The organism is Providencia sp. PROV032, assembly GCF_028484875.1.
Taxonomy (GTDB): domain Bacteria; phylum Pseudomonadota; class Gammaproteobacteria; order Enterobacterales; family Enterobacteriaceae; genus Providencia; species Providencia rettgeri_E.
Genome location: NZ_JAMPSX010000010.1, coordinates 210358 through 234217, shown reverse-complemented (window position 1 = coordinate 234217; position 23860 = coordinate 210358). Strand labels below are relative to the sequence as shown.

At 41.6% G+C, this 23860-nt stretch carries 23 protein-coding genes and 1 pseudogene; 15 read left to right on the top strand and 9 right to left on the bottom strand.

What is annotated here, in order from left to right; all coding sequences use genetic code 11:
- Positions 1-35: 35 nt before the first annotated feature.
- Positions 36-227 carry a YpfN family protein gene (locus PSF42_RS09870; protein ID WP_125891127.1) on the top strand — a complete coding sequence of 64 codons (192 nt, stop codon included), beginning with the start codon at positions 36-38 and terminating at the stop codon, positions 225-227.
- On the opposite strand, the gene PSF42_RS09865 is transcribed toward PSF42_RS09870, so the two are convergent.
- Together PSF42_RS09865 and PSF42_RS09860 are read right to left on the bottom strand one after the other, a co-directional pair.
- Entirely contained in the window at positions 208-2232 is a 2025-nt protein-coding gene (locus tag PSF42_RS09865) for a tRNA(Met) cytidine acetyltransferase TmcA (RefSeq protein ID WP_272679929.1), read from the bottom strand. The two genes, PSF42_RS09870 and PSF42_RS09865, sit on opposite strands and share 20 nt — an antisense overlap.
- A 4-nt stretch (positions 2233-2236) precedes the next feature.
- Entirely contained in the window at positions 2237-2689 is a 453-nt protein-coding gene (locus PSF42_RS09860) for a DUF441 domain-containing protein (RefSeq protein ID WP_125891128.1), read from the bottom strand.
- A 577-nt stretch (positions 2690-3266) separates the two neighbouring features.
- Here PSF42_RS09860 and PSF42_RS09855 point away from each other — a divergent pair.
- The 5 genes and pseudogenes from PSF42_RS09855 to PSF42_RS09835 all read left to right on the top strand — a co-directional run.
- A complete protein-coding gene (locus PSF42_RS09855) occupies positions 3267-3692 on the top strand; it encodes a PPC domain-containing DNA-binding protein (RefSeq protein ID WP_125891129.1) in 426 nt (141 codons plus the stop codon).
- A gap of 36 nt (positions 3693-3728) precedes the next feature.
- Positions 3729-4310, top strand: coding sequence for an ECF transporter S component (locus PSF42_RS09850; RefSeq protein ID WP_272679928.1), 582 nt, complete (start codon positions 3729-3731; stop codon positions 4308-4310).
- Entirely contained in the window at positions 4311-5015 is a 705-nt protein-coding gene (locus PSF42_RS09845; protein ID WP_272679927.1) for an energy-coupling factor transporter transmembrane component T, read from the top strand. It abuts the gene before it with no gap.
- A complete protein-coding gene (locus PSF42_RS09840) occupies positions 5006-5869 on the top strand; it encodes an energy-coupling factor ABC transporter ATP-binding protein (RefSeq protein ID WP_272679926.1) in 864 nt (287 codons plus the stop codon). The genes PSF42_RS09845 and PSF42_RS09840 overlap by 10 nt, the downstream gene beginning before the upstream one ends.
- Positions 5856-6536, top strand: a pseudogene (locus PSF42_RS09835) (energy-coupling factor ABC transporter ATP-binding protein); the annotation flags it as partial. The gene PSF42_RS09840 and the pseudogene PSF42_RS09835, both read left to right, overlap by 14 nt.
- A 193-nt stretch (positions 6537-6729) precedes the next feature.
- Here PSF42_RS09835 and purC read toward each other — a convergent pair.
- The 3 genes from purC to dapA form a co-directional block, all read right to left on the bottom strand.
- Complete coding sequence (purC, locus tag PSF42_RS09830) at positions 6730-7443, bottom strand: phosphoribosylaminoimidazolesuccinocarboxamide synthase (RefSeq protein ID WP_102139833.1); 714 nt, start codon at positions 7441-7443, stop codon at positions 6730-6732.
- A 521-nt stretch (positions 7444-7964) separates the two neighbouring features.
- The gene (bamC, locus tag PSF42_RS09825) at positions 7965-9020 is read right to left on the bottom strand and encodes an outer membrane protein assembly factor BamC (RefSeq protein ID WP_125891133.1); all 1056 of its coding nucleotides are present in this window, start codon (positions 9018-9020) and stop codon (positions 7965-7967) included.
- 16 nt (positions 9021-9036) lie between these two features.
- A complete protein-coding gene (dapA, locus tag PSF42_RS09820) occupies positions 9037-9945 on the bottom strand; it encodes a 4-hydroxy-tetrahydrodipicolinate synthase (RefSeq protein WP_125891134.1) in 909 nt (302 codons plus the stop codon).
- A 286-nt stretch (positions 9946-10231) separates the two neighbouring features.
- On the opposite strand from dapA, the gene PSF42_RS09815 reads away from it, so the two are divergent.
- Both PSF42_RS09815 and bcp read left to right on the top strand, forming a co-directional pair.
- Positions 10232-10789, top strand: coding sequence for a glycine cleavage system transcriptional repressor (locus PSF42_RS09815; protein ID WP_102139830.1), 558 nt, complete (start codon positions 10232-10234; stop codon positions 10787-10789).
- 14 nt (positions 10790-10803) lie between these two features.
- On the top strand, positions 10804-11274 hold the full coding sequence (bcp, locus tag PSF42_RS09810) for a thioredoxin-dependent thiol peroxidase (RefSeq protein WP_004253548.1): 471 nt from the start codon (positions 10804-10806) through the stop codon (positions 11272-11274).
- 47 nt (positions 11275-11321) lie between these two features.
- Here bcp and PSF42_RS09805 read toward each other — a convergent pair whose 3' ends face one another.
- Entirely contained in the window at positions 11322-12386 is a 1065-nt protein-coding gene (locus PSF42_RS09805; RefSeq protein ID WP_272679924.1) for an AI-2E family transporter, read from the bottom strand.
- 195 nt (positions 12387-12581) lie between these two features.
- On the opposite strand from PSF42_RS09805, the gene PSF42_RS09800 reads away from it, so the two are divergent.
- Both PSF42_RS09800 and arsC read left to right on the top strand, forming a co-directional pair.
- Positions 12582-14045: a beta-barrel assembly-enhancing protease gene (locus tag PSF42_RS09800; RefSeq protein WP_213912620.1), complete on the top strand. Its 1464-nt coding sequence runs from the start codon at positions 12582-12584 to the stop codon at positions 14043-14045.
- A gap of 11 nt (positions 14046-14056) precedes the next feature.
- Positions 14057-14413 (top strand): arsenate reductase (glutaredoxin), encoded by a 357-nt coding sequence (gene arsC / locus PSF42_RS09795; RefSeq protein WP_125891137.1) that lies wholly within the window; start codon positions 14057-14059, stop codon positions 14411-14413.
- Positions 14414-14456: 43 nt separating this feature from the next.
- Here arsC and hda read toward each other — a convergent pair whose 3' ends face one another.
- The 3 genes from hda to upp form a co-directional block, all read right to left on the bottom strand.
- On the bottom strand, positions 14457-15158 hold the full coding sequence (hda, locus tag PSF42_RS09790) for a DnaA inactivator Hda (RefSeq protein ID WP_036957653.1): 702 nt from the start codon (positions 15156-15158) through the stop codon (positions 14457-14459).
- A gap of 127 nt (positions 15159-15285) precedes the next feature.
- Positions 15286-16581: a uracil permease gene (gene uraA, locus PSF42_RS09785; protein ID WP_004253542.1), complete on the bottom strand. Its 1296-nt coding sequence runs from the start codon at positions 16579-16581 to the stop codon at positions 15286-15288.
- Positions 16582-16679: 98 nt separating this feature from the next.
- Complete coding sequence (gene upp / locus PSF42_RS09780; RefSeq protein WP_004253541.1) at positions 16680-17306, bottom strand: uracil phosphoribosyltransferase; 627 nt, start codon at positions 17304-17306, stop codon at positions 16680-16682.
- 354 nt (positions 17307-17660) lie between these two features.
- Here upp and purM point away from each other — a divergent pair, with 354 nt between their 5' ends.
- From purM to PSF42_RS09755, 5 genes are all read left to right on the top strand, one after another.
- On the top strand, positions 17661-18701 hold the full coding sequence (gene purM, locus PSF42_RS09775; protein WP_272679923.1) for a phosphoribosylformylglycinamidine cyclo-ligase: 1041 nt from the start codon (positions 17661-17663) through the stop codon (positions 18699-18701).
- Entirely contained in the window at positions 18701-19339 is a 639-nt protein-coding gene (purN, locus tag PSF42_RS09770; protein WP_125891139.1) for a phosphoribosylglycinamide formyltransferase, read from the top strand. The genes purM and purN overlap by 1 nt, the downstream gene beginning before the upstream one ends.
- A 235-nt stretch (positions 19340-19574) precedes the next feature.
- The gene (gene speG, locus PSF42_RS09765; protein ID WP_125891140.1) at positions 19575-20162 is read left to right on the top strand and encodes a spermidine N1-acetyltransferase; all 588 of its coding nucleotides are present in this window, start codon (positions 19575-19577) and stop codon (positions 20160-20162) included.
- A gap of 54 nt (positions 20163-20216) precedes the next feature.
- Positions 20217-22286: a polyphosphate kinase 1 gene (gene ppk1, locus PSF42_RS09760; protein ID WP_125891141.1), complete on the top strand. Its 2070-nt coding sequence runs from the start codon at positions 20217-20219 to the stop codon at positions 22284-22286.
- A gap of 4 nt (positions 22287-22290) precedes the next feature.
- Positions 22291-23820, top strand: coding sequence for an exopolyphosphatase (locus tag PSF42_RS09755; protein ID WP_213912617.1), 1530 nt, complete (start codon positions 22291-22293; stop codon positions 23818-23820).
- The last annotated feature ends 40 nt before the right edge of the window (positions 23821-23860 follow it).

Sequence of the window (23860 nt, the reverse complement as noted above, 5' to 3'; positions counted from 1 at the left end):
AGACAGCTCAAAGAATGACGAATGGAAGGTAATGTATGCAATGGTTAGCAGACTACTGGTGGATAATCATACTATTGTTAGTGGGGCTTATCTGGAATTCAGTCAAAGAAATGATGAAATTAGATCCCAAAAAGTTTTTAGATGACAAACCAGAGATCCCCCCACATCAAGATAATAACCACCTTTGGGATGATGAAGACGATTGGCCTAAAGACAAGAAGAAATAACTTTTTGCTTTATCTCCGCTAACAGCGTGGGTTGGTATTGTTTTACCTGTATACCAACCTCTTCTCTTACTCGTTGTAGCCATTGCTTTTGCCCTGTTATACCAACATCTGCGCAAATCTGTGCGATGGGTTCACATGACACAAAGTGCCGTCTGAGAAGCGAAAGCCCGTTTTTTTCTTCCTTCAATAAACGCAGGATCGCACTTTCACTCGCAGAAATGGGCCGTTTAAACTCACTAAAACCGATGAGTTCAACCCAATCATCTGCCGTTAATTGCTGTTGTGAGTCTGTTGTGAAAGCAAACTCTTGTAAATCACTGCGCCAATATAGGTCACGTTTTAGCCGTAACTCCCCCTGTTCACAGAGTTGGTATGCACGGTTTGAAATCGGTAGAATAGCCATTGCGGTAAAACAGCCACTACTGGCTTCTTTATGAGTGCCAATGCGTATCAGCCTAAAACTGGCTTTTTGCCAAAAAGCCGTTAAATCGGGTGTTAGCCCAAAACTAACCGATAAAAAATCCATCCCTTGCTCTGTAGCAATGGCTTTCTGTTTTTCTAACAACGTTAAACCAATTTGACGCCTACGGTGGTTCACATCAACCGCAATACGCATTACACGGCGAGATTGCCACTGTGCCGCATTAGGAAAAGCACTGTGAGCCGCCAATGACTGGACAACCAAATTCCCTCTAGGTCGACGAAGACCAGCCCATATTTGCCAACTCAATGATTCGGTTAGTTGCCCTTCATCCACCATCCATAATGCACCTAAATAAGCACAATCATGAAGCCCCGTTTTTGCTACCATAAAATGTTGCTGCTGAGCATCCAATAGCCGTCGTAAATCTAATGGTGACGTTCGATAGTGTGCGCTCATCAATAGGCCATAAAATGCGCTTAGTTTTTCATTATTTTCTACTAATGACGCCTGAGTTAACGCTTTATATTCAACAGTTTCAGTAATAACCGTTTGAGAGGTGGGCTCTTGCAGTAATAGAGCGCTATTAACCCATGATTCTAAGGCGTCATTAGCCGCATAACGCATAGGGCTATCAAGTTGCAATAACCTGAAATGCGTTAGGCTTGCGCAGAATTTCAACATAAAACCACGCCCTGTTCCCTCATAGCCATCGACTGTTGTGGTTAATAAAACACGAGGAAAATACTCGACTAGCTCTCGTAATATATAATTAGGAATAGCGGAAGCTTCATCAATGATCAGCCAATCTGCTGTTATTTTTTCATTGCTGCGGCAATAGGCTAATAAGTTATCAGGGGACCAAAAGTTAATCGATTGGCCTGCATGTCGGCTTAAGACTTCCGTCGCCACTTTGGCGGGGGCACAGCACCAACACTCCCCCCCAAATTGTTGTATTAACATGCCTGCTATTGCCGATTTTCCCCGCCCTCTTGGCGCTATTAAGCCCCAAACTCCATGTTCTGCGCTTAATAATTGGCTAATTATTTGTTGTTGTTGTTTTGTTGGCTGGCCTGTAGGTGCTTGCCATAACGGTTTGTTTTTTAGTAATGCGAAGTTAGGATTATCCCCTTGTTTATAAAATAAAATGTCGGGGGATGCTTTGAAAGCTCGTTGTAGGTGATGAACAAAATTCGGGGTCGGGATCACTCCCGATTGTTCATTCCAGCGAAGGCTGTCGACATCATTATTTGTCGCCCACTCAGATTGAGGTGCGGTGCATAATATTAACAAACTCCCTGCTTTTAACGTGCCCGCCAGCATGGCGAGTGCTTCACTATGAAAACCTTTACGTACATCAAAGATGCCATGCAAAAATTCACGGCCCAATAATAAATGGGCATTGTCAGGGGAAATACCGTGAGGCAAGTCTGATGAAATCGTTAGCCAGTCGCCCTCAATACTAGCTTGCAGTTGGTTGAGTTGCTGTTCTACCCACGCATCGTCGCCAGAAAGAACCATAAGACGACGCATGCCAACCAAATGCAATTGTTCGATAATAGCAGGAAGTAATTTAAACATCATAACGCTATGATTTACCAATTAATAATGACAATATCCCTGCTGCGATTAAAGGCCCTACAGGCACACCACGGAATAAGGCAACGCCAATCACGGTTCCAACAAGTAAGCCTGCAACGGTAGACGGTTGATGGGTCATTAATGTGACGCCTCGGCTACCCAACCAGGAAACCGCGATGCCAATAACAATTGCCAAAATCGATTTCCAATTCAAAAATGAGCTCAATACCTCACCAGCGGTTATTTTGCCGCTCGCAATTGGTGTCATAACGCCGATAGTTAAGATAAGTATGCCAATGGTTAAACCATATTTTTCAATCCATGGAAAATAATTATTCAATGGTGTTATTCTGACTACCAATAAAAATAGCATCGCAAGGGTGACTGTCATATTATGACTGATAATACCTAACCCAGCTAATACCAAGAGAATGATTAGTGTTGGATCAACATGACTCATAGATTTGTCCCTGTAAAACGCACAATTATAATTTATTTGCAGTCAATCGACTGACTTAAAAACATGTTATTGGCTCATTATCAAAGAAGCAAATATTAACGCCAACTCTTTTTATTTTTATAACGATATTTTTAATTAATAATAAGCCACTATCTCTGCACAGTTAATTAACCAAAATGTGACATTTGAGCTATTTTTTATTCGCTATTTAATGCTTTTAGAAAAATAGTCTCTCAGAATATCTGACGGTGACACCCTTAATTGAATAAAAATTAACATGGTAATACGGATAATCCTGACCATCGATAAAACTTAAGCTAAATATTCGGAATATTCATCACTGTTTATTTTTTTACTTCTCCCTTTTTTTTATATTTATCATTATAAAAACCAACTTATGGTGCCTTTTGCTGAAGATAGGCCGAAATACCTTTACCGCCAGACAATCCATCTCAATTGCGTATAATAATTACGAACAATTAATACTGAAAAATCATAACTTCGCATTATTTATAATTTTAGTGATTTCAATGGTTGTGGGACGCTTAGCGCAAGCACAATTATTAGGATTAATAATATGAATCAACTTTTATCACCCTATTCAAACGCTCGTTTTATTGCCATCCGCTTAGTCCCTGGCGAAGATGTGATCTTAACATTAAGACAAAAAATTGAGCAGTATGGCCTACAAGCTGCATTTATTGTCAGTAGTGTCGGCAGCTTAACTGACGTTGCTCTGCGTTTTGCAGGCCAAGAGAATACCTTTCAAATAACTGGTAAATATGAAATTGTTTCATTCATTGGCACGTTAGATGCCCAAGGTGAACACCTGCATTTATCTGTCTCCGATGAACACGGAAAAGTCCTCGGTGGCCATATGATGCCGGGTTGTACGGTTAGAACCACATTAGAGCTGGTTATTGGGGAACTTGAGAAAGTTAATTTCACTCGTGAGCCTTGCCCGTTGTCTGGTTATGAAGAGCTTATTATCACCTCTCGTTAATTTTATTATTTTATTACTGTAAGGAATGACTTTGTCATGGGTAAAACATCGATTATATCTAGTCGCACTTTGACTTTAATTGTGTTTTCTATTGCCATTAATATGGTCATTGGCCAATTAAGTTCGATGCTAAAACTGCCAATATTTTTAGATTCGATCGGAACATTAATTTGTGCATTATTAGCTGGCCCTTGGGTTGCGTTATTAAGTGGCTTACTCACGAATTTATTATGGGGCTTACTCAGTGGTCCAATTGCAGCTGCATTCGCGCCTGTTGCGATGATGATTGGCCTGAGTGCTGGCTTATTAGCTCGTGCAGGCGGTTTTCGTACCTTACCAAGAGTGATCTTATCCGGTGTTGTGATTACTTTTGCGTTAATGATCGTTGCCGTTCCTATTCGCACTTACTTATTTGCGGGGACAACTGGTAGCGGCGCTGATTTTTTTGTTGCATATTTCCATGCAGTTGGCGATAACTTATTGGAATCTGTGGCCATTACGGTATTAGGCGCCAATATTGCAGATAAAGTAGCCTCTGCCATTATTGCTTGGTTACTGGTTCGACAATTACCCGAACGTGTTCAACGTAATTATCCAAATATAGCGAAGGTCCGTTAAATGCACCCCTTCACCTCGCTGACAATTTGGTTTTGGCTCAGTGCAAGTTCGCTTTTCTTACCGCTGAGCTGGCCATTAATTGTGCTAGGGTGCAGCACTTTCACTGCTTTATTGTTTTGGCGGCCTGCGCGCTACCGTTGGAAAATAGTTGCGTGGATTATGCTTCCCATGGCGGCAGGGCTTTGGTTAATTCATGGAGGCTGGCTAGCTCAGCTCTTAAGCGGGGACACTTTAAAAAATAGCCGCCCTGAGTTTGCGCTGGCGCTATGGTTTAAGTTATTGACAATTATTAGTGCTTCTCAACTTTGGCTGCAATATGTACCGACTGAGCGCTTTATTCGTGCTTTGTTTGCTAGCCGTTTACCTGCGAGCTTCGCTTATCTACTCGCTGGCCCATTATTACTTGCCGAACAACTTCGTCAACAATTGAGCACCATCCGTGAAGCACAAATAGCCAGAGGCGTTCCTCTTGATGGTCGCTTTTGGCAGCGTATTACATCGTTACCAGCCCTATTGTTTCCACTTGCCAGTAATACCTTGAGTGAACTGAGTATTCGTGGCGCTGCATTAGATATGCGTGGCTTTCGCTATTGCACTAAACGCACGACATTGAACCCACCGGTGGATAGCCCCCACCAAGCCTTGCTTAGGTATGGGTTAGTTTTGTTAATTATTATTGAAGGTGGTCTCTCTCTGTGGTGGTGAATTTACAACAAATGCGCTTCATTCCGCAAGGTGCGGAGCAATCCTTATTAGGGCCGATTGACCTTCCGCTTAAAGCAGGCCAATGGCTATGTGTATTAGGTGGTAACGGCAGTGGAAAAAGCACGTTAGCACAAATACTTGCCGGTTGGCACAATGAGCTCATCCAGGGAAAAATTGAAGGAACCGCAGAGGTATTGCAAGCACCTTTAGCTGATAACGTGGTGGTTCAGGTGTCTATTTCACGCCAACTTGTTCAGCAATCCCCCCAATTACAACTCTCAGGCTGCGCGTTTACCGTTGAACAGGAAATTGCATTCGGCCCCGAGAACCTCGGTTTAACACCCGAAGAAATTAGTGAGCGAGTTGAACTAGCCATTGAACTCACATTTTGTGAGGCACTGCGAACGCGTCATCCTGCTACCTTATCCGGCGGTGAAGCACAGCGCGTTGTGTTAGCCAGTGCATTAGCGATGCAGCCTAAACTCCTTTTACTCGATGAAGCGTTTAGTCGGCTAACCCCAAGTGCAACACAACGCATTTTAGCCCAATTACAACGCTATACAGAACAAACGGGCTGCAGCATTATTTTTTTTGAACGTAACTTACTACCGGCCATCCGTTTCTGTGACTCATTCCTTTTGCTAAGTACAGGCCAAGCCTTTCAAGAAGCTGGGAAAATGGTCGCAACAGGCAGTTTAAATGATGTTTTTCTTGATGCTATTGAAACAATCAATATGCCAGATGCATGGCGGGCGGTAGGTGAGCTGGTCAAATTAGGGCATTGGCAAGGAAATATTCCCCACGATGAAGCGCAATTGCTACAGATGTTTAAGGAGCAATATGTTACTGCTTAACAATCTGAGTTATCGTTGGCCAAATTCAACCATTGATAATATACAATCTTTATCTCTGTCTATTCACCCTGGTGAATGGGTTGCTTTGGTTGGGGATAATGGTGCAGGAAAATCAACATTGTTACGCCTTTTAGCGGGGTTATTACACCCCACACAAGGCGACATTCGGCTTGATAGCCAGCCGATTAACCTTCTCTCTTCACCACAAAGAGCCAACCATATCGGCATTTTATTCCAAGAAGCTGAGAAACAAATTTTTCATAGTCGTGTGCGTGATGAAATTGCGTTTGGCTTAAAACGCCAGAAATATCATAAACGTGATATTCAAGACCGAATACATCAGGCACTTGAAATTTGTCATCTATCCGACGTAGCGGATAAACACCCTTTAGATTTGCATGCAGGCCAGCGAAGGATGGTTGCTGTTGCCTGTTTAGAGGCTGTTTCCCCTAAGCTATTGCTGCTTGATGAACCAAGCCGTGACTTTGATGCCTTTTGGATGCGAAAGTTTGAAGATTGGCTGACATTACAAAGAAAAAAAGGGGTAACTGTCGTTTCCATCAGCCACGACCTTGATTTTGTTGCCCGCCATTTTCAGCGTGTATTGCATCTATCAAAGGGTAATCTAATTGCTGATGGTCAACCACGGGAAGTATTAGGTCATCCTGAGTTACAAGTTGAAAGCCCACTTCCCGCACCGACATTGATGTCACTTAGTCAGCAACTACAAATAAGTACCACGGATACCGCTCTCGCTTCATGGATCACTCATTTGATCCGCCAATAGCCACCTTGAGTTTATAGCTAAAAAAATAGCCTGCAATGCAGGCTAAAATTTCATTCAAATTATAGGAAATCGATTAATCTAACTGTACGCCAATACGACGAGCGACTTCTTCGTAAGCCTCAATTAAACCGCCAAGGCTCTGACGAAAACGGTCTTTATCCATTTTATTTAGCGTTTCTTTGTCCCATAAACGGCTACCGTCTGGGGAAAATTCATCGCCTAATACCACTTGGCCTTTATACAAGCCAAACTCCAGTTTAAAATCGACTAAGATTAACCCTGCATCAGCAAAAATTTTACTGAGCACTTCATTGGCTTTGTAGCTTAGCTCACGCATTTTTGCCAAGTTTTCTTTACTCACCCAGCCAAATGTCTCACAGTACGATTCATTCACCATCGGGTCATGTTTGGCATCGTCCTTTAAAAATAAGTCGAATAGTGGCGGATTTAATTCCATGCCCTCTTCAACACCTAAGCGTTTTACCAGTGAACCTGCTGCACGGTTACGGATCACACACTCAACCGGCACCATATCTAACTTTTTCACCAGAGCTTCTGTGTCAGACAACAATGCTTCCATTTGCGTTGGAATACCGGCGGCTTCTAATTTACTCATAATGAAATGATTAAATTTGTTATTTACCATACCTTTACGGTCAAACTGCTCGATACGTTCACCATCGAGTGCTGATGTATCATTACGGAACTCCAGAACCAGTAGATCAGGATCCTCTGTGGTATAGACTGTTTTTGCCTTACCACGATACAACTCAGCTTTCTTTTGCATCTTACACACTCCAGAGATGTGATTAAACTAAACAAAATCAACCTGCACAGCAGATTCAGATAAGTAACAGAAGAACAAAAACCAGCCAAATGGCCTATTCATTGTTAATTTTCTGCTCTGTTTCAGTCAGTTACTGAAAATCACCATGCGAAACGCTAACTCGCTGATATTCAATATTTTATAATTCACTGCTAATCATGATAATAAAATTCCCGAGCAGACGCAAACGATTACTTAACCATAAACACTGATTTTTTGTCCATTTGTTTTAGGTGGAAATATGAAAAATAAAATTAGCCTACCAGAGAAGGAAAATTCAAATTGATGAAATGCTAATTAATAACTAATTAAGTATATAGATTACGAGTAGCATGAAATAAACAAAATACAGAGCTGATAACCACCAGCCTATGAGTATGAAACTTAATATCTTTACCCTAATACAACCCCATCCAATTTAAATAAAAAAACCGCAGCTTGTATTTAAGCTACGGTTTAATTAACAATCTCAAAATGTTGAATTATGACTTTTTAGCGGGTGCTTTACTAAATGCTGCTTTCAGCGCTGCAACCATTTCATCATTTTGTTTTTGTGTTAAAGGCACACCTTTAGTGGTGATAAATTGCAGTGTGCTACGGTTATTTAAATCACCGACCTGCACTTTATAGTCTGCTTCTGGCACAGTTGGGTCATCAATGCCCAAGGCCTGCCATTCTGAGCTGCTTAAACCTTTGTAAGTCACCATTACAGAACCACTTGAACGTGTACGATCACCCACTTTCATACCAACACTTTCTAAGGTGTGAGGTAAACGCTCCCATACTGCGTCAAATGGTGCACGAACGACAATTAAAGGTAAGCCAGTATCATCACTACCCGTTTGAACATCTATAATGCCATACGCGTTTTGAATGCTACCTTTGTTTGAAGTATCACGTAATGTATATAAGTTATCGGTTAATTCATTCAATAACAGTTTGTTATATCGTTGAGTTTCGACAACATCGGTAATTGTCTCTCCGCCTTGACGTAAACCTAAGCTTGTTACCGTCAATGCCATCATACCGTTTTCGGGTTGCACCGTGACTTTATGGCGGCTTTCAATTGGAACGTTTTCATCTGCACGATCCCATTTAACCCAATCGGTTTCAATTGAGCGAGAACCATCGTCTTTAGATGAAACTGGGATCCCTCTTTGCTCTAAGATCATCGTAACTTGTGACCAAAGTGCACTATTTTCAGGTGTATTTTCTAGCAACAAACGACTTGCTTCCGCGCTATCCTCTGTACGTGAGCCCGCTAATTGCGAAATTGTCAGTACTGGTGGACGAATATCTAACGCTTTTCCTATTGCCCCTGTTGATGTGGCTTTAGGGATGTCATACTCACCATTTTGTTCTGGTAATGTCAGCCCTTGTGGCACATTCAACACTTTCAATGGCGCAGCATTGAGATATTCCTCATCACCACTGACCTGACGTTTATAGCGCTGATCGCTGGAGCAGGCTGCCAGTAACACGACAAGTGACAGGCCAGCAACCTTCATAACCTTCGATTTTTGCAATAATGTTGCCATTAAAATTCCCTAAATTTTACAGTAACCCAGCGAGTCTCAAAGCTTCCTCAACTTTTTGCTGGCCTGAGGTGGTTAACGGTGTCATTGGCAACCGTAATGTACCATCTGAAATCAGACCTAAGCGATGACAGCCCCACTTCGCTGGAATTGGATTTGGTTCAACAAATAACTGAAGATGAAGCCCCATCAGTTTTTTATTTAATTCACGCGCCTCAGTATATTTGCCTGCAAGCGCTAAGTCACACATTTTTACCATCTGCGCTGCAGCAACGTTGGATGTGACCGAAATAACGCCTTTACCACCTAGTTGCATGAAATCAAGTGCTGTTGCGTCATCACCTGTTAGCAGTACAAAATCATCATCAACCAGTTCTTTGATTTGATGAACCCTAGCTAAGTTCCCTGTTGCCTCTTTAATTGCAACAATATTCGCCAGTTTTGCTAAACGCCCCACGGTTTCTGGCAACATATCACAGCCCGTCCGTGATGGTACATTATAAAGAATTTGTGGCAAGCTGGTGTTTTCTGATATTGCTTTAAAGTGCTGATATAACCCTTCCTGAGAAGGTCTATTATAATAAGGTGTTACTGTCAGGCAAGCAACTACGCCACTGTTTTCAAAATCATTTGTTAGAGAAATAGCTTCTGCTGTTGCGTTTGCGCCCGCTCCTGCAATAATAGGAATACGGCCATCCGCTAATTCGAGCGTCGCTTTCACGACATCGACATGCTCTTTATGCGTTAAGGTTGCTGACTCGCCAGTTGTACCAACAGAAACAATAGCCGTTGTTCCGCTTTCAACATGGTAATCCACCAATTTTTTTAGACTGGCTTTATCTAAACGCCCTGCCGAATCCATTGGTGTAATGACTGCAACAATGCTTCCTGTTAAAAAATCTTTATAATTTGCGTTTCCATTAGCCATAGCGATACCCCTCAATAATTGAACCCCCATGTTACTTTTTCATTTCAAAGAAGAAAACCACTCAATAGCAAGAATTTAATGAATTTTGTTAATGCCAAAGACATTAACTTAAATAGAAGTAATAATTCACTGACATTTCTCGCAAGAGTCTATTTCCCCTCTTGGCAGATTGCCTTTTTTATGGTTTCCTTACCTTTATAGTTAGCCAGTTTTTAGTGCTCGAATTATACAGCTATATTCTAATCAAATATTTAACTAACATAATTAAAATACTAAGGAATAGACTTTGCCTAAGACTGAACAGCAATTTCTTGTCATTACTGCGCTGGGAACAGATCGTCCGGGCATTGTGAATACCATTACACGCCTCGTCAGCGAGTGTGACTGTAATATTGAAGATAGTCGCTTAGCGATGTTTGGCAAGGAATTCACCTTTATTATGATGTTATCAGGCAGCTGGAATGCAATCACCCTTTTAGAGGCGACATTGCCACCTAAAGGTGCTGAGCTTGACTTGCTCATCGTAATGAAAAGAACCCAGAGTGTCCAAACAACCTATTATCCATCAACCGTAACAGTGAATATTGTTGTTGACGATGCACCCCGTATTGTCGAGCAATTCACAAATTTATTCACAACCTCTCAATGTAATATCGCGGAGCTTGTTTCTAAAACACAACCAGCCAATAATGATATGCCCGCTCAACTGGAAATTCAGATTACTGCACACGATCCGTTGGACGATAATGGCATAATCATAAAAAATAAATTTCAACAACTGTGTACAATGCTAAATGCCAAAGGCAACATAAGTATTGTTAACAACCCCAATATGCAAAGTTAACGGAGATATATGTAATGAACCCATTGAAAGCCGGTGATAAGGCGCCTCAATTTAGCCTTCCTGACCAAGATGGTGAGCTCATCAATCTTTCTGATTATCAGGGTCAACGCGTATTAGTTTACTTTTATCCTAAAGCGATGACACCTGGCTGTACTGTTCAAGCGTGTGGTCTACGTGATGAAATGGATACACTTAAAGCGAAAGGTGTCGAAGTATTAGGTATTAGCACAGACAAGCCAGAAAAACTGTCTCGTTTCGCTGAAAAAGAGATGTTGAACTTCACTTTATTATCAGATGAAGACCACCAAGTATGTGAGCAATTTGGAGTTTGGGGTGAAAAACAATTCATGGGGAAAACCTATGATGGAATTCATCGTATTAGCTTCCTCGTTGACCCTACTGGGAAAATAGAACACGTCTTTGACAATTTTAAAACCAGTAACCACCACGAAATCGTACTTGATTACATTAATACACACGCTTAATCATCACCGCATAGTGCTGTATGCCCCCATACAGCACTATTCCTAACCTATTTGGTTGATTCTGTTGTTTCTTCCGGCCATACATGGATAACCGCTTTAATCAGCGTTGCTAATGGTATTGCAAAAAATACGCCCCAAAAGCCCCATAACCTACCAAAGATCACAACCGATAAAATAATCACAAGTGGATGTAAATTCACCGCTTCAGAAAACAATAAAGGCACAACAACGTTGCTATCCAAACCTTGGATCACTAAATATGCCAACATTAAGTACCAAAATTCGCTGCCAATACCAAACTGAAAGAGTGCAACAATAACCACAGGGATCGTAGCCGCTACCGCACCAATATAAGGGATTAATACCGCCACGCCGACTAGAACCGATAACAATACGGAATAACGCAAGTCAAAATAAGCAAAACATAAATAGGTCGCCACCCCAACAATCACCATTTCTGTAACTTTTCCTCGTAAGTAGTTGGTGATTTGTTCATTCATTTCAACCCAAACTTTTCCTACTAACAAACGGTTTTTGGGTAACAATTTAAGAAAACTTTTGCTAATACGTTCTTTATCTTTTAAAAGGAAGAATGTCATCAATGGCACGAGAACTAAGTAAACGGCTAAAGTAAAAATACCAATTAACGAAGCCACTGACGCTTTAACCACTGAGTCTGCAATACCTGACATACGGCTACGGAGGTTATCGGCCATCATATCGATGATGCCAACATCCACTAATGCAGGGTATTGTTCTGGAAGTTTCTGTGCAAATTCATTGAACCTGTTAACCATATTTGGTAGATCGGCCATCAAATTAATTCCTTGCTGCCATGCTGTCGGCGCAATAATTAAAATAACCATGGCACTTATTCCTGCAAACAAGGTCAAAATGATACCGACAGAAACTGAGCGGGATAGCCCTATGCGCTGTAATAAGTTTGTTGGCCATTCAAGCAAATAAGCTAAAGCAATTGCCGCCAGCAATGGCGCCAGTATACTGCTGAAAAAGAAGATGATCACAAACCCCGATACGAGTAATGTAAAGAGGGCTATGGCTTGTGGGTCCGCAAAACGCCGACGATACCACTGTAAAAACAATTCCAGCATTTATTGCTCCTGGGGAATAACACAAAGGACAGTTCCTAAAGTAACGAAAATTATACCGAAGAACAGATTTTACGGTAGCTTTTGCTATCATGTGTTTTAAACTTTTCGCATTTTTAAGTGCCTTACTTAAAGTACACCCGAAATAAAGTCGGTACTTACCCTAAATTAAAATGTTGTATGGGATACTCACGTTTCATGAAGAAAAATTTAAAATGTCCATTATTGGCTTTCATGATCGCTGCGCTAATGAACGGTGCAGTTTTACCTGCTTATAGTGCAATTGAAGATACCTTACCCGATATAGGAACGACGGCGGGAGGCACTCTTAGTATCAACCAAGAAATTATTATGGGAGATGCTATCACACGCCAAATACGTGCCAGCACCCCTCTTATTTATGACCCGCTGTTAACCCAATATGTTAACAAACTTGGCATGCGGTTAGTGAAAAATGCCGACTCAGTTAAAACACCGTTTAAGTTCTACTTAGTTAACAACCCCAATATTAACGCATACGCCTATTTTGGGGGAAATGTCGTGCTGCACTCCGCATTGTTCCGGTACAGCCAAAATGAAAGTCAGCTAGCCTCCGTCATGGCGCACGAAATATCTCACGTTACACAAAGGCACCTTGCGCGAATGATGGAAGACCAAAAGAGCACCACGCCTCTCGCGATTGCTGGGACTATTGGTTCTTTACTGTTAGTCATGGCAAACCCTCAAGCTGGTTTTGCAGCATTAACCAGCACGATGGCTGGGGTGCAGCAAGGCATGATAAGCTTTACCCAAGCCAATGAACAAGAAGCTGACCGTATTGGCTTGCAAACATTAAGGCGCTCTGGCTTTGACCCACACGCCATGGCTGATTTTATGCAAACCATGTCAGACCAAACCCGCTATATGTCTAAGCCCCCTGAAATCCTGCTAACGCACCCCTTACCGGATAGCCGTTTAGCGGATGCCAGAAACCGCTCGAACCAATACCCTAAAGTGAGTGTGCCTTCATCACTGGATTTTATGTTAGCCAGAGTCCGTATTTTGGCCATGTATAGCACCGAGCAAAAACATGCTTTAGACCAAATCATTGAAAATTACGGGAAAGGTTCTGCACAAGAACAAATTGCGGCTCAATATGGGAAAGCTTTACTCCTTTCTCAAGACAAAAAATACGCAGAAGCAGGTAAAATCCTGACAGAGCTATTAGCGAAACAACCCGATAACCCTTGGTTTATCGACAGTATGACAGATGTCGATATTGAACAGCATCAAGTTGCTAGAGCGGTATCCCGCTTACAAAATGCATTGAAAAAAGCACCAAAAAACACCGTATTTATGGTCAACCTAGCTAATGCGCTAATTAACAATCATCAGTATAAAGAAGCGACAACTTTACTGAATAAATACACATTTGATTACCCTGATGACCCAATTGGTTGGGATTTACTGGCAGAGGCATCCGCAAAACAAGGTAAACGTACTGAAGAACTTGCTGCTTACGCAGAAGGGATGGCATTACGAGGTAATTACGACATTGCGATTAATTATCTCAGTGATGCGAGTCGCCAAAGCCGTTTAGGCAGTTACGAGCAACAGCGTTATGACGCTCGCATTGATGCACTTCGAAAACTACAATTACGCGATCAAAATGCAAAACCGTAAGGAATTAAATAATGACGGATTCAATTAAGATTTATCACAACCCACGTTGCTCTAAAAGCCGAGAAACGTTAGCGCTTTTAACAGATAAAGGCATTACGCCAACCGTGATCGAGTATTTAAATACGCCTCCAAGCGTGGCTGAAATCAAAAAACTGCTTGAAATGTTAGGGTTCAAAGATGCTCGTCAATTAATGCGTACCAAAGACGAGTTATATAAAGAATTAAAATTAGCCGATGACTCTTTAACTCAAGCACAACTCATCAAAGCGATGCATGAGAACCCTAAGTTGATTGAACGACCTATCGTTGTGAATGGAGATAAAGCGCGTTTAGGGCGTCCACCTGAGCAAGTGAGTGAAATTTTATAATCGCTATTTTGGCAGCTGTGCAGCTGCCAACTCGCTTAGCCCGCTAAAGTTTTAGAATATCTTTTACGAAAGGGATCGTTAATTTGCGCTGAGCAACGATGGATGCGTGGTCAAGTTTGTTTAAGATATCAAACAAGGTTCCCATTTTTCTATCTAAGCGTTTTAATACGAAACGGCACACATCTTCCGGTAATTCGAAACCACGAATACGAGCGCGTAATTGAAGAGCCCAAATCTTATCTTCATCACTGAGTGGATGCAGTTTATAAATTTGCCCCCAATCAAGGCGAGAGGCTAAATCAGGTAATTTCAGTTCGATTTGCCGAGGTGGCCTATCCCCAGTGATTAATAAACAAGTTCGGCCAATTTCCAAAATACGATTATATAGATTGAAAATCGCCATTTCCCACTCTTCATCACCCGCAATACACTGAATGTTATCAATACAAACGAGTGATAAATGCTCCATCCCGTCTAGTACTTCAGGGACAAAATATGCACGTTTATCTAAAGGGACATAGCCTACTGCGATGCCTTGTTCAGACAGTTCAGCACAAGCTGCATGCAATAAATGGCTTTTTCCACCACCTTCTCGCGACCAATAATAGATATAACTACCGTGTGGTTGATTAATAGCAGACTGAATAGCAGACAGCAACGCCCCATTTTCCCCTGCATAAAAGCTTGCAAAGGTTTCATCATCTGGCAGATATAGTGGTAATGAAAGCTGTGATGGTGTGTTCAGAAGCGCCTCTGGCTGTACAAATCAATTTTCATCTCGCAGTTTACCATAAAAAATACGGATAGATGAATAAGAACGGTGACCAAATGCCGCTCGAACAACCGAACGGCAATAAGGAAAGTCACATGGCTTATTTTTTATTGCTATCAAGCTCTTGCACTTCAGATGTTACAAATTGCTTTTCAGGCCTAACAAACGTAATAAAGCGGAACAATAATGCCATAAAGATCCCGACTATCGTTGCCAACGCCATACCCTTGAGTTCAGCTTGACCTATATGGATAACCGCACCACTGACACCAATAATTAAAATCACTGAGGTTAAAATCAAATTCTGTGGCTTGTTATAATCGACTTTTGAATCAATCAATACGCGAATACCTGATGCACCAATCACCCCGTATAATAAGAGTGAAACCCCGCCCATTACAGGAACCGGCACTAATTGAATAGCCGCGGCTAACTTACCGACACAAGATAATAAAATGGCGATAATTGCAGCGCCACCAATCACCCAAGTACTGTATACCTTGGTAATTGCCATTACCCCAATATTTTCACCATAAGTCGTATTCGGTGTAGAACCAAAAAACCCTGAAATCACTGTAGAGAACCCATTGGCAAACATTGAGCGATGCAAACCTGGTGATTTCATTAAGTCACGTTCAACAATATTCGCAGTGACCACTAAGTGCCCTACGTGCTCAGCAATTACCACTAGAGCCGCAGGTAAAATAGTTAAAATGGCAAACCATTCGAAACGTGGTGTATAAAATGTCGGGATAGCAAACCATGGGGCTTCAATGACAGGGGTGAAATCCACAATACCCATAAAATAGGACAATGCATAACCCGCTAAAAAGCCAATCAAAATCGGGATTATAGATAAAAACCCACGGAAAACGACAGCGCAAAGAATAGTGACCGATAACGTCGTCAAGGAGATAATTAACGTATTTGAATCAACCACTGCACCATCTTTAGGTAAAAGCCCAGCCATACCTGCAGCGGTTTGAGCAAGCTCTAAACCGATCACAGCCACAATTGCTCCCATTGCCGCTGGGGGAAACATCACGTTGATCCACCCTCTTCCCGCAACTTTAACAATCAATGCAACGATACAGAACAACACACCACAAATAATAAAGCCGCCGAGCGCCAGCTCATAACCTAATGGTAATAAAATCAACACAGGGGAAATGAATGCAAAGCTTGAACCTAAATAAGCTGGGATCTGCCCTTTACAAATAAATAGATACAGCAGCGTCCCTATTCCATTAAACAGCAAAATTGTCGCGGGGTTTACACCAAACAGAATGGGTACGATAACGGTTGCGCCAAACATAGCAAACAGATGTTGAAGGCTCAGTGGGATAGTTTGTAATAATGGCGGTCTTTCTTCAACACTGATGGTGCGACGAGTCATGTGACTTTATCCTCTTTTAGCGAAGTGGCTAATCACTGAATAAGCAGTGAGTCTCTACAATTAATCAAAAAAAAGCCGACTTCTCAGTCGGCTTATCATTATTTAGTACCAAATATCTTGTCGCCCGCGTCACCGAGACCCGGAACGATATACCCCTCTTCATTTAAATACTCATCAATTGAAGCGGTGTATAATTCAACATCTGGATGCGCAGCTTCTAACGCTTTTAAACCTTCTGGCGCTGCAACAAGGACTAAGATTTTAATCGAGGTACAACCCGCATTTTTTAACAAATCAATGGTAGCAATCATTGAGCCACCCGTTGCTAACATTGGGTCAACGACTAATGCCATACGTTCTTCAATGTTAGAGGCGAGTTTTTGGAAATAAGGAACAGGCTGAAGGGTTTCTTCATCACGATAAACACCTACCACACTAATACGTGCACTTGGAATACTATCTAATACACCATTCATCATACCAATCCCAGCACGGAGAATGGGTACTACAGTGATTTTCTTACCTTTAATTTGTTCTATTTCTACAGGACCACACCAACCATCGATAGTCACTTTTTCAGTTTCAAGGTCAGCAGTTGCTTCATAAGTCAGTAGGCTACCAACCTCTGAGGCCAGTTCACGAAAGCGTTTAGTGCTTATATCATGATCTCGCATCAGGCCGAGTTTATGTTTAACGAGAGGGTGTTTTACCTCAACGATCTTCATGGGTTTCTCCTACTATTTAAGACGGCGGCGGACAAAAAAATCGCCGGATTATACCTCTTTTAGCTTTGGTTGCCACTAGATAACGCTTGATTTTGGTCAAAACAACAGCGATTAACACAATTTTTTCTAGGATCATACCTTATCTCAGTTAAGTTGAAATTGGCTAAACCGCAAATTTGATTTAAATAAAATCATTTATTATTTTGCTGTACGACTACTTAGCAATCCTCTTTTTTGATCGCGAGTACTAAAAAAAATTTCCAACACAAAGCTATCGCAAACGTTTGCCTAGCCTGTTAGAATAATGTCAATGATGTTATTTTTCTCAAAAATGTAATTGCCTTGGGGGCCGTAGTGACTGATAAAACCTCTCTCAGCTATAAAGATGCCGGTGTTGATATTGATGCGGGTAACGCCTTGGTTGAACGTATTAAAGGTGTCGTAAAAGAAACCCGCCGCCCTGAAGTGATGGGCGGGCTTGGGGGATTCGGTGCATTATGTTCCCTACCGCAAAAATACCGTGAGCCTGTTTTAGTTTCAGGCACTGACGGTGTCGGTACCAAATTACGCCTAGCAATGGATTTAAAACGTCATGACTCTATTGGGATTGACCTTGTCGCTATGTGTGTCAATGATTTGATCGTTCAAGGCGCAGAGCCTCTGTTTTTCCTTGATTATTACGCGACCGGTAAACTGGACGTTGATACCGCTGCGAGTGTGATCACCGGTATCGCTGAAGGCTGTAAACAATCGGGTTGCGCGCTAGTTGGTGGTGAAACCGCAGAAATGCCGGGGATGTACCATGGTGAAGACTACGATGTGGCTGGTTTCTGTGTTGGCGTAGTTGAACGCTCAGAAATCATCGATGGCAGAAAAGTGAGTGCTGGGGATGCTTTAATTGCTTTAGCGTCTAGCGGCCCGCATTCAAATGGCTATTCGTTGGTTCGCAAGATCCTCGAAGTCAGTCAAACCAACCCAGAAGAAACGCAATTAGATGGGAAACCTTTAGCTGACCACTTATTAGAACCAACACGCATTTACGTTAAAAATGTATTAGAGCTGATCGCAAACAGCGATATCCACGCTATTGCCCACATTACGGGTGGTGGTTTCTGGGAAAATATTCCTCGCGTACTGCCTGAAAACACACAAGCAATTATTGACGGTAGCAGCTGGCAATGGCCTGCTGTCTTTAACTGGTTACAGCAAGCTGGTGATGTGAGCACTCACGAAATGTACCGTACCTTCAACTGTGGAGTCGGTATTATTATTGCGCTACCACAACAGGAAGTGGCAAATGCGCTTGCTCTGCTGAACAAACTTGGTGAAAACGCATGGCAAATCGGTACCATTGGCACATTACCCGCGGGTGAAGAGCAGGTTGTGATCCGCTAATGAAAAAAATTGTTGTCCTCATTTCTGGCAGTGGCAGTAATTTGCAATCATTGATTGATAACTGCCACTCAGGGGCAATCGGCGCTCAAATTGTTGCGGTCATTAGCAATCAAGAAAATGCTTATGGCCTTATTCGAGCACAACAGGCTGGGATCCCAGCCTGTTATTTAGATGCGAAACAGTATGCAGACCGCCAAGCCTATGATGCCGCCTTACTCGCATATGTTGACCAGTTTCAGCCCGATTTAGTCGTATTAGCCGGTTTTATGCGCATTTTATCAGCCCAATTCGTCAACCACTTTGCGGGGAAATTACTCAACATCCATCCTTCTTTGTTACCTAAATATCCTGGTTTACACACACACCGTAAAGCATTGGAAAATGGAGATAAAGAACATGGTACATCCGTTCATTTCGTTACTGAAGAACTCGATGGCGGGCCTGTGATTTTACAAGCTAGAGTGCCTATCTTTGAACAAGATAACGAAGACGATATTATCGAGCGGATAAAAACCCAAGAACATGCGATTTATCCATTAGTCGTTGAGTGGTTCATCAGTGGCCGATTAGTGATGGATAACGGTAAGGCTTTGTTAGATGATAATATTTTACCGCAACAAGGTTACGCTAACGAATAATATTCGTGATACGCGAAATCGCATTTTAAGGGTGGATTTCCACCCTTTTTTCGTCGTATTTCACATGGAATAACATAGAACAGTATTGAGTTAAACCGCTTCCCCCTAAGTAAAATGAATTATTTTTCAACAAGGTGATAATCTCTCTGTGCTATGTCATTATTTTATCGTAAATAAATGTTATCCTTAGCTTCGAAGAACAAAACATTTTTCCTAACTAAATAGAGGTATTTTTATGACTACCGGGCAAGTTCATCCGTTTAGGTTGCGCCCACTTGAACGTGAAGATTTAGCTTTCATTCACCAGCTTGATAATAATGCCAGTGTTATGCGTTATTGGTTTGAAGAACCTTACGAAGCTTTTGTTGAGTTAAGCGATCTTTACGATAAACATATTCATGACCAGTCTGAGCGCCGCTTTATTGTCGAGAACGACAGCGAAAAAGTTGGCCTAGTCGAATTGGTCGAGATTGACTATATTCACCGACGCTCTGAATTTCAGATTATCATTGCACCAAGACATCAAGGTCATGGCTATGCGAGTCGCGCTGCAAAATTAGCAATGGACTACGCGTTTTCTGTATTAAACTTATATAAACTTTATCTTATTGTTGATAAAGAAAATGTCAAAGCTATCCATATTTATAATAAACTAGGCTTCCATACTGAAGGCGAACTGATCGACGAGTTTTTTGTCAATGGCCGTTATCACACCGCTATCCGTATGTGTATTTTTCAACAACAATATTTTACGATGAAGCAGCAATCTGCCAATCCAGAAAGTGTTATTAGCCAAGATAAAGCAATTAAACAACACATTTAGCTAACTGACTGGTATCATAGCCATAAAGTAATAAGAGTCTAATACGGAGTTAGAATGTCCCAAGAACGTCTCTATCATGAAAAAGAGTTAAGCTGGCTGTCTTTTAACGAGCGTGTTTTACAAGAAGCAGCCGACAAGCGTAACCCTCTTATTGAACGAATGCGTTTTTTAGGGATTTATTCCAATAATCTAGACGAATTTTATAAAGTCCGCTTCGCCGACGTCAAACGCCGTATTTTAATTAATGAAGAACGCGGTTCGGCAAGCGGTGCTCGCCATTTATTAAAAAAAATTCAATCAAGAGTTGCCAAACAAGAACAAGAATTCGATATTCTCTACAATGACTTACTATTGGAAATGGCGCGTAATCAAATATTCTTGATTAACGAACGGCAAATTTCTCCACGCCAACAGATTTGGTTACGTCAATATTTTCGGCAGAATCTGCGTCAGCATATTACGCCAATATTAATTAATCCTGATACCAATCTCGTTGAATTCCTAAAAGATGACTACACGTATCTTGCTGTTGAAATCATCAATGGTAACCAAATTCAATATGCACTGTTGGAAATTCCTTCCGATAAAGTGCCTCGGTTTGTTAACCTACCGCCTGAAATGCCAAAGCGTCGCAAGTCAATGATTTTAATTGACAATATCCTTCGCTATACACTGGATGAAATTTTCAAAGGCTTCTTTGATTACGATAAGCTCAATGCCTATTCGATGAAAATGACGCGTGATGCGGAGTACGACATCGCAACAGAGATGGAATCGAGCTTACTTGAGATAATGTCATCCACATTAAAACAGCGTTTAACCGCAGAGCCTGTACGTTTTGTCTATCAACGTGATATGCCTGACGAAATGGTTGCTCTTTTACGTGAAAAACTGGGGTTATCCAGTGATGACTCCGTGATTGCCGGCGGTCGCTACCACAATTTTAAAGATTTTATTAACTTCCCGAATGAGGGAAATAAAAATTTATTAAACAAGCCATTACCAAGGCTGCGTCATCGTTGGTTTGATAATTTCCGTAACGGTTTCGATGCCATTCGTGAACGTGATGTGCTGCTGTATTATCCCTACTATACCTTTGAACATACTTTAGAGTTATTGCGACAAGCGTCTTTTGACCCGAATGTCTTGTCGATTAAAATTAATATTTACCGTGTCGCGAAAGACTCTCGCATTATCGACTCTGTCATTCATGCCGCCCATAATGGAAAAAAAGTCACGGTGGTCGTTGAGTTACAAGCACGGTTTGATGAAGCCGCCAATATTCATTGGGCTAAACGGTTAACCGAAGCCGGCGTGCATGTTATTTTCTCCGCGCCAGGGCTTAAAATCCATGCAAAATTATTTATTATTTCACGTATGGAAGAAGGCCAAATCGTTCGCTATGCCCATATTGGTACGGGTAATTTTAACGAAAAAACCGCTCGGCTTTATACCGATTACTCCCTACTCACTGCAAATGAGCTGATCACCAACGAAGTTCGTCGGGTATTTAGCTTTATTGAAAACCCATACCGCCCAGTGACTTTTGATAATTTAATGGTGTCCCCACAAAATACACGGATCCGTTTGATGGCCTTAATTGACCAAGAAATCGAAAATGCGCTCGCTGAGCGCCCCAGTGGCATCACATTAAAAATCAATAACTTAGTCGATAAAGAGTTAATTGACAAACTGTATGATGCCTCCAATGCGGGTGTCAAAATTCGTTTGTTAGTCAGGGGGATGTGCTCTTTAGTGGCAGGTCAAGCTGGCTACAGTGAAAATATTCAAGTAACCAGTATTGTTGACCGCTTCCTTGAGCATGACCGTGTCTATGTTTTCACCAATGCGGGTGACGAAAAAGTCTTTATTTCCTCCGCTGACTGGATGACGCGCAATATTGACTACCGCATTGAAGTTGCCGTTAGCTTAGTTGACCCACATTTAAAACAACGGGTGTTGGATATTTTAGAGCTGCAATTTAGCGATACCGTAAAAGCACGTTATGTTGACAAAGATTTAAGTAATCATTATGTTCCCCGCGGAAATAAACGTAAAATTCAGGCCCAACTTGCTGTGTATGATTATTTAAAATCAATCGAAACACCTGATACAAGAGCTTAAAAATATGCCAATAACCAACGCATCAACACCGAGACCACAAGAAATTGCGGCTATAGATTTAGGCTCAAATAGTTTTCATATGGTCATTGCCCGTATTGTCAACGGTGCATTGCAAGTTCTCACTCGTTTAAAAAAGCGTGTTCACCTCGCTGATGGCCTAAGTGACACGAATGAATTAAGCGAAGAAGCCATGGAGCGTGGGCTTGCCTGCCTCGCGTTGTTTGCCGAACGGTTACAAGGTTTTTCCCCTGAGAACGTGTGTATTGTTGGGACTCACTCATTACGGGTGGCGACTAATGTAAAACAGTTTCTGCAACGCGCTAAAGAAATCATCCCTTACCCGATTGAAATCATTTCAGGCCAAGAAGAAGCTCGCTTGATTTTTATGGGGGTTGAACACACTCAACCCGAAAAAGGCCGTAAATTGGTTCTCGATATCGGTGGTGGTTCAACAGAATTAGTCATTGGTGAAAAATTTGAGCCTCTTTTGATTGAAAGTCGTCGAATGGGCTGTGTGAGTTTTGCCCGTACTTATTTTCCAAATGAAGAAATTACCCCTGAATTTTTTAGTCGCGCTTATCTAGGGGCTTGCTTAAAATTAGAAAGCACCGCAATTTTATTTAAAAAACAAACATGGGACGTCGCAATGGGCGCTTCTGGTACCATCAAAGCCGCCCATGGTGTGATACAAGAATTAGGCTATAAAGACGGCATTATCACTCGGGAACGCCTTATCGAAATCAAGCAAATGGCATTAAAATATAAGTCATTTAGCTCGTTGAATATATTAGGTCTATCTAACGAACGTAAACGCGTATTTGTTCCCGGTTTAGCCATTTTACTTGCTGTATTTGATTCTTTAGAAATTAAAGAGTTACGTTTATCTGACGGCGCATTACGTGAAGGCGTTTTATATGAAATGGAAGGCCGCTTTCGCCACCAAGATATCCGTCAGCGTACTGCATTAAGCCTTGCTGAACATTATAATATCGACAGAGAGCAAGCTAAACGCGTATTAAAAACGATGGAAGAGCTTTATTTCCAGTGGGGGCAACAAAACCCCAAACAGCTCAATCCCCAGCTGGAATCCATTTTAATATGGGCAGTTATGCTCCATGAAGTTGGCTTAAGCATTAATCATAGCGGTATGCACCGCCATTCTGCTTATATATTGCAAAATACCAATTTACCGGGTTTCAACCAAGAACAGCAATTATTACTTGCAACATTAGTGCGTAACCATCGAAGGGCTATCAAGTATGACGATATCCCTAAATTTAACTTATTTAAAAGAAAACAATTTATGCCGCTTATTCAAATTTTGCGGCTAGCCATTTTGCTAAATAATCAACGCCAATCTACAACGATCCCCTCTTCATTACGAATAGAAACGGATGATGGGCACTGGACTCTCTATTTACCATCTGAATATCTCGCGCAAAATGCATTGATGTTATTAGATTTAGAAAAAGAGAGTGGCTATTGGGAAGACGTTCCCGGTTGGTCGTTGACTATTTGCGCAGAAAATGAGTGAGTTGCGGCCATTATTGTAGTGATTTATTCTTATTATTCAT

Excerpts from the sequence above, each read along its gene's own strand:
- speG (WP_125891140.1), top strand. The coding sequence starts at position 19,575 with ATGACTACCGGGCAAGTTCATCCGTTTAGGTTGCGCCCACTTGAACGT.
- PSF42_RS09850 (WP_272679928.1), top strand. The coding sequence starts at position 3,729 with ATGGGTAAAACATCGATTATATCTAGTCGCACTTTGACTTTAATTGTG.
- PSF42_RS09845 (WP_272679927.1), top strand. The coding sequence starts at position 4,311 with ATGCACCCCTTCACCTCGCTGACAATTTGGTTTTGGCTCAGTGCAAGT.
- dapA (WP_125891134.1), bottom strand. The coding sequence starts at position 9,945 with ATGGCTAATGGAAACGCAAATTATAAAGATTTTTTAACAGGAAGCATT.
- ppk1 (WP_125891141.1), top strand. The coding sequence starts at position 20,217 with ATGTCCCAAGAACGTCTCTATCATGAAAAAGAGTTAAGCTGGCTGTCT.
- PSF42_RS09800 (WP_213912620.1), top strand. The coding sequence starts at position 12,582 with ATGAAGAAAAATTTAAAATGTCCATTATTGGCTTTCATGATCGCTGCG.
- bcp (WP_004253548.1), top strand. The coding sequence starts at position 10,804 with ATGAACCCATTGAAAGCCGGTGATAAGGCGCCTCAATTTAGCCTTCCT.
- PSF42_RS09755 (WP_213912617.1), top strand. The coding sequence starts at position 22,291 with ATGCCAATAACCAACGCATCAACACCGAGACCACAAGAAATTGCGGCT.
- purN (WP_125891139.1), top strand. The coding sequence starts at position 18,701 with ATGAAAAAAATTGTTGTCCTCATTTCTGGCAGTGGCAGTAATTTGCAA.
- uraA (WP_004253542.1), bottom strand. The coding sequence starts at position 16,581 with ATGACTCGTCGCACCATCAGTGTTGAAGAAAGACCGCCATTATTACAA.
- arsC (WP_125891137.1), top strand. The coding sequence starts at position 14,057 with ATGACGGATTCAATTAAGATTTATCACAACCCACGTTGCTCTAAAAGC.
- upp (WP_004253541.1), bottom strand. The coding sequence starts at position 17,306 with ATGAAGATCGTTGAGGTAAAACACCCTCTCGTTAAACATAAACTCGGC.
- PSF42_RS09805 (WP_272679924.1), bottom strand. The coding sequence starts at position 12,386 with ATGCTGGAATTGTTTTTACAGTGGTATCGTCGGCGTTTTGCGGACCCA.
- purC (WP_102139833.1), bottom strand. The coding sequence starts at position 7,443 with ATGCAAAAGAAAGCTGAGTTGTATCGTGGTAAGGCAAAAACAGTCTAT.
- PSF42_RS09865 (WP_272679929.1), bottom strand. The coding sequence starts at position 2,232 with ATGATGTTTAAATTACTTCCTGCTATTATCGAACAATTGCATTTGGTT.
- PSF42_RS09870 (WP_125891127.1), top strand. The coding sequence starts at position 36 with ATGCAATGGTTAGCAGACTACTGGTGGATAATCATACTATTGTTAGTG.
- bamC (WP_125891133.1), bottom strand. The coding sequence starts at position 9,020 with ATGGCAACATTATTGCAAAAATCGAAGGTTATGAAGGTTGCTGGCCTG.
- PSF42_RS09855 (WP_125891129.1), top strand. The coding sequence starts at position 3,267 with ATGAATCAACTTTTATCACCCTATTCAAACGCTCGTTTTATTGCCATC.
- PSF42_RS09860 (WP_125891128.1), bottom strand. The coding sequence starts at position 2,689 with ATGAGTCATGTTGATCCAACACTAATCATTCTCTTGGTATTAGCTGGG.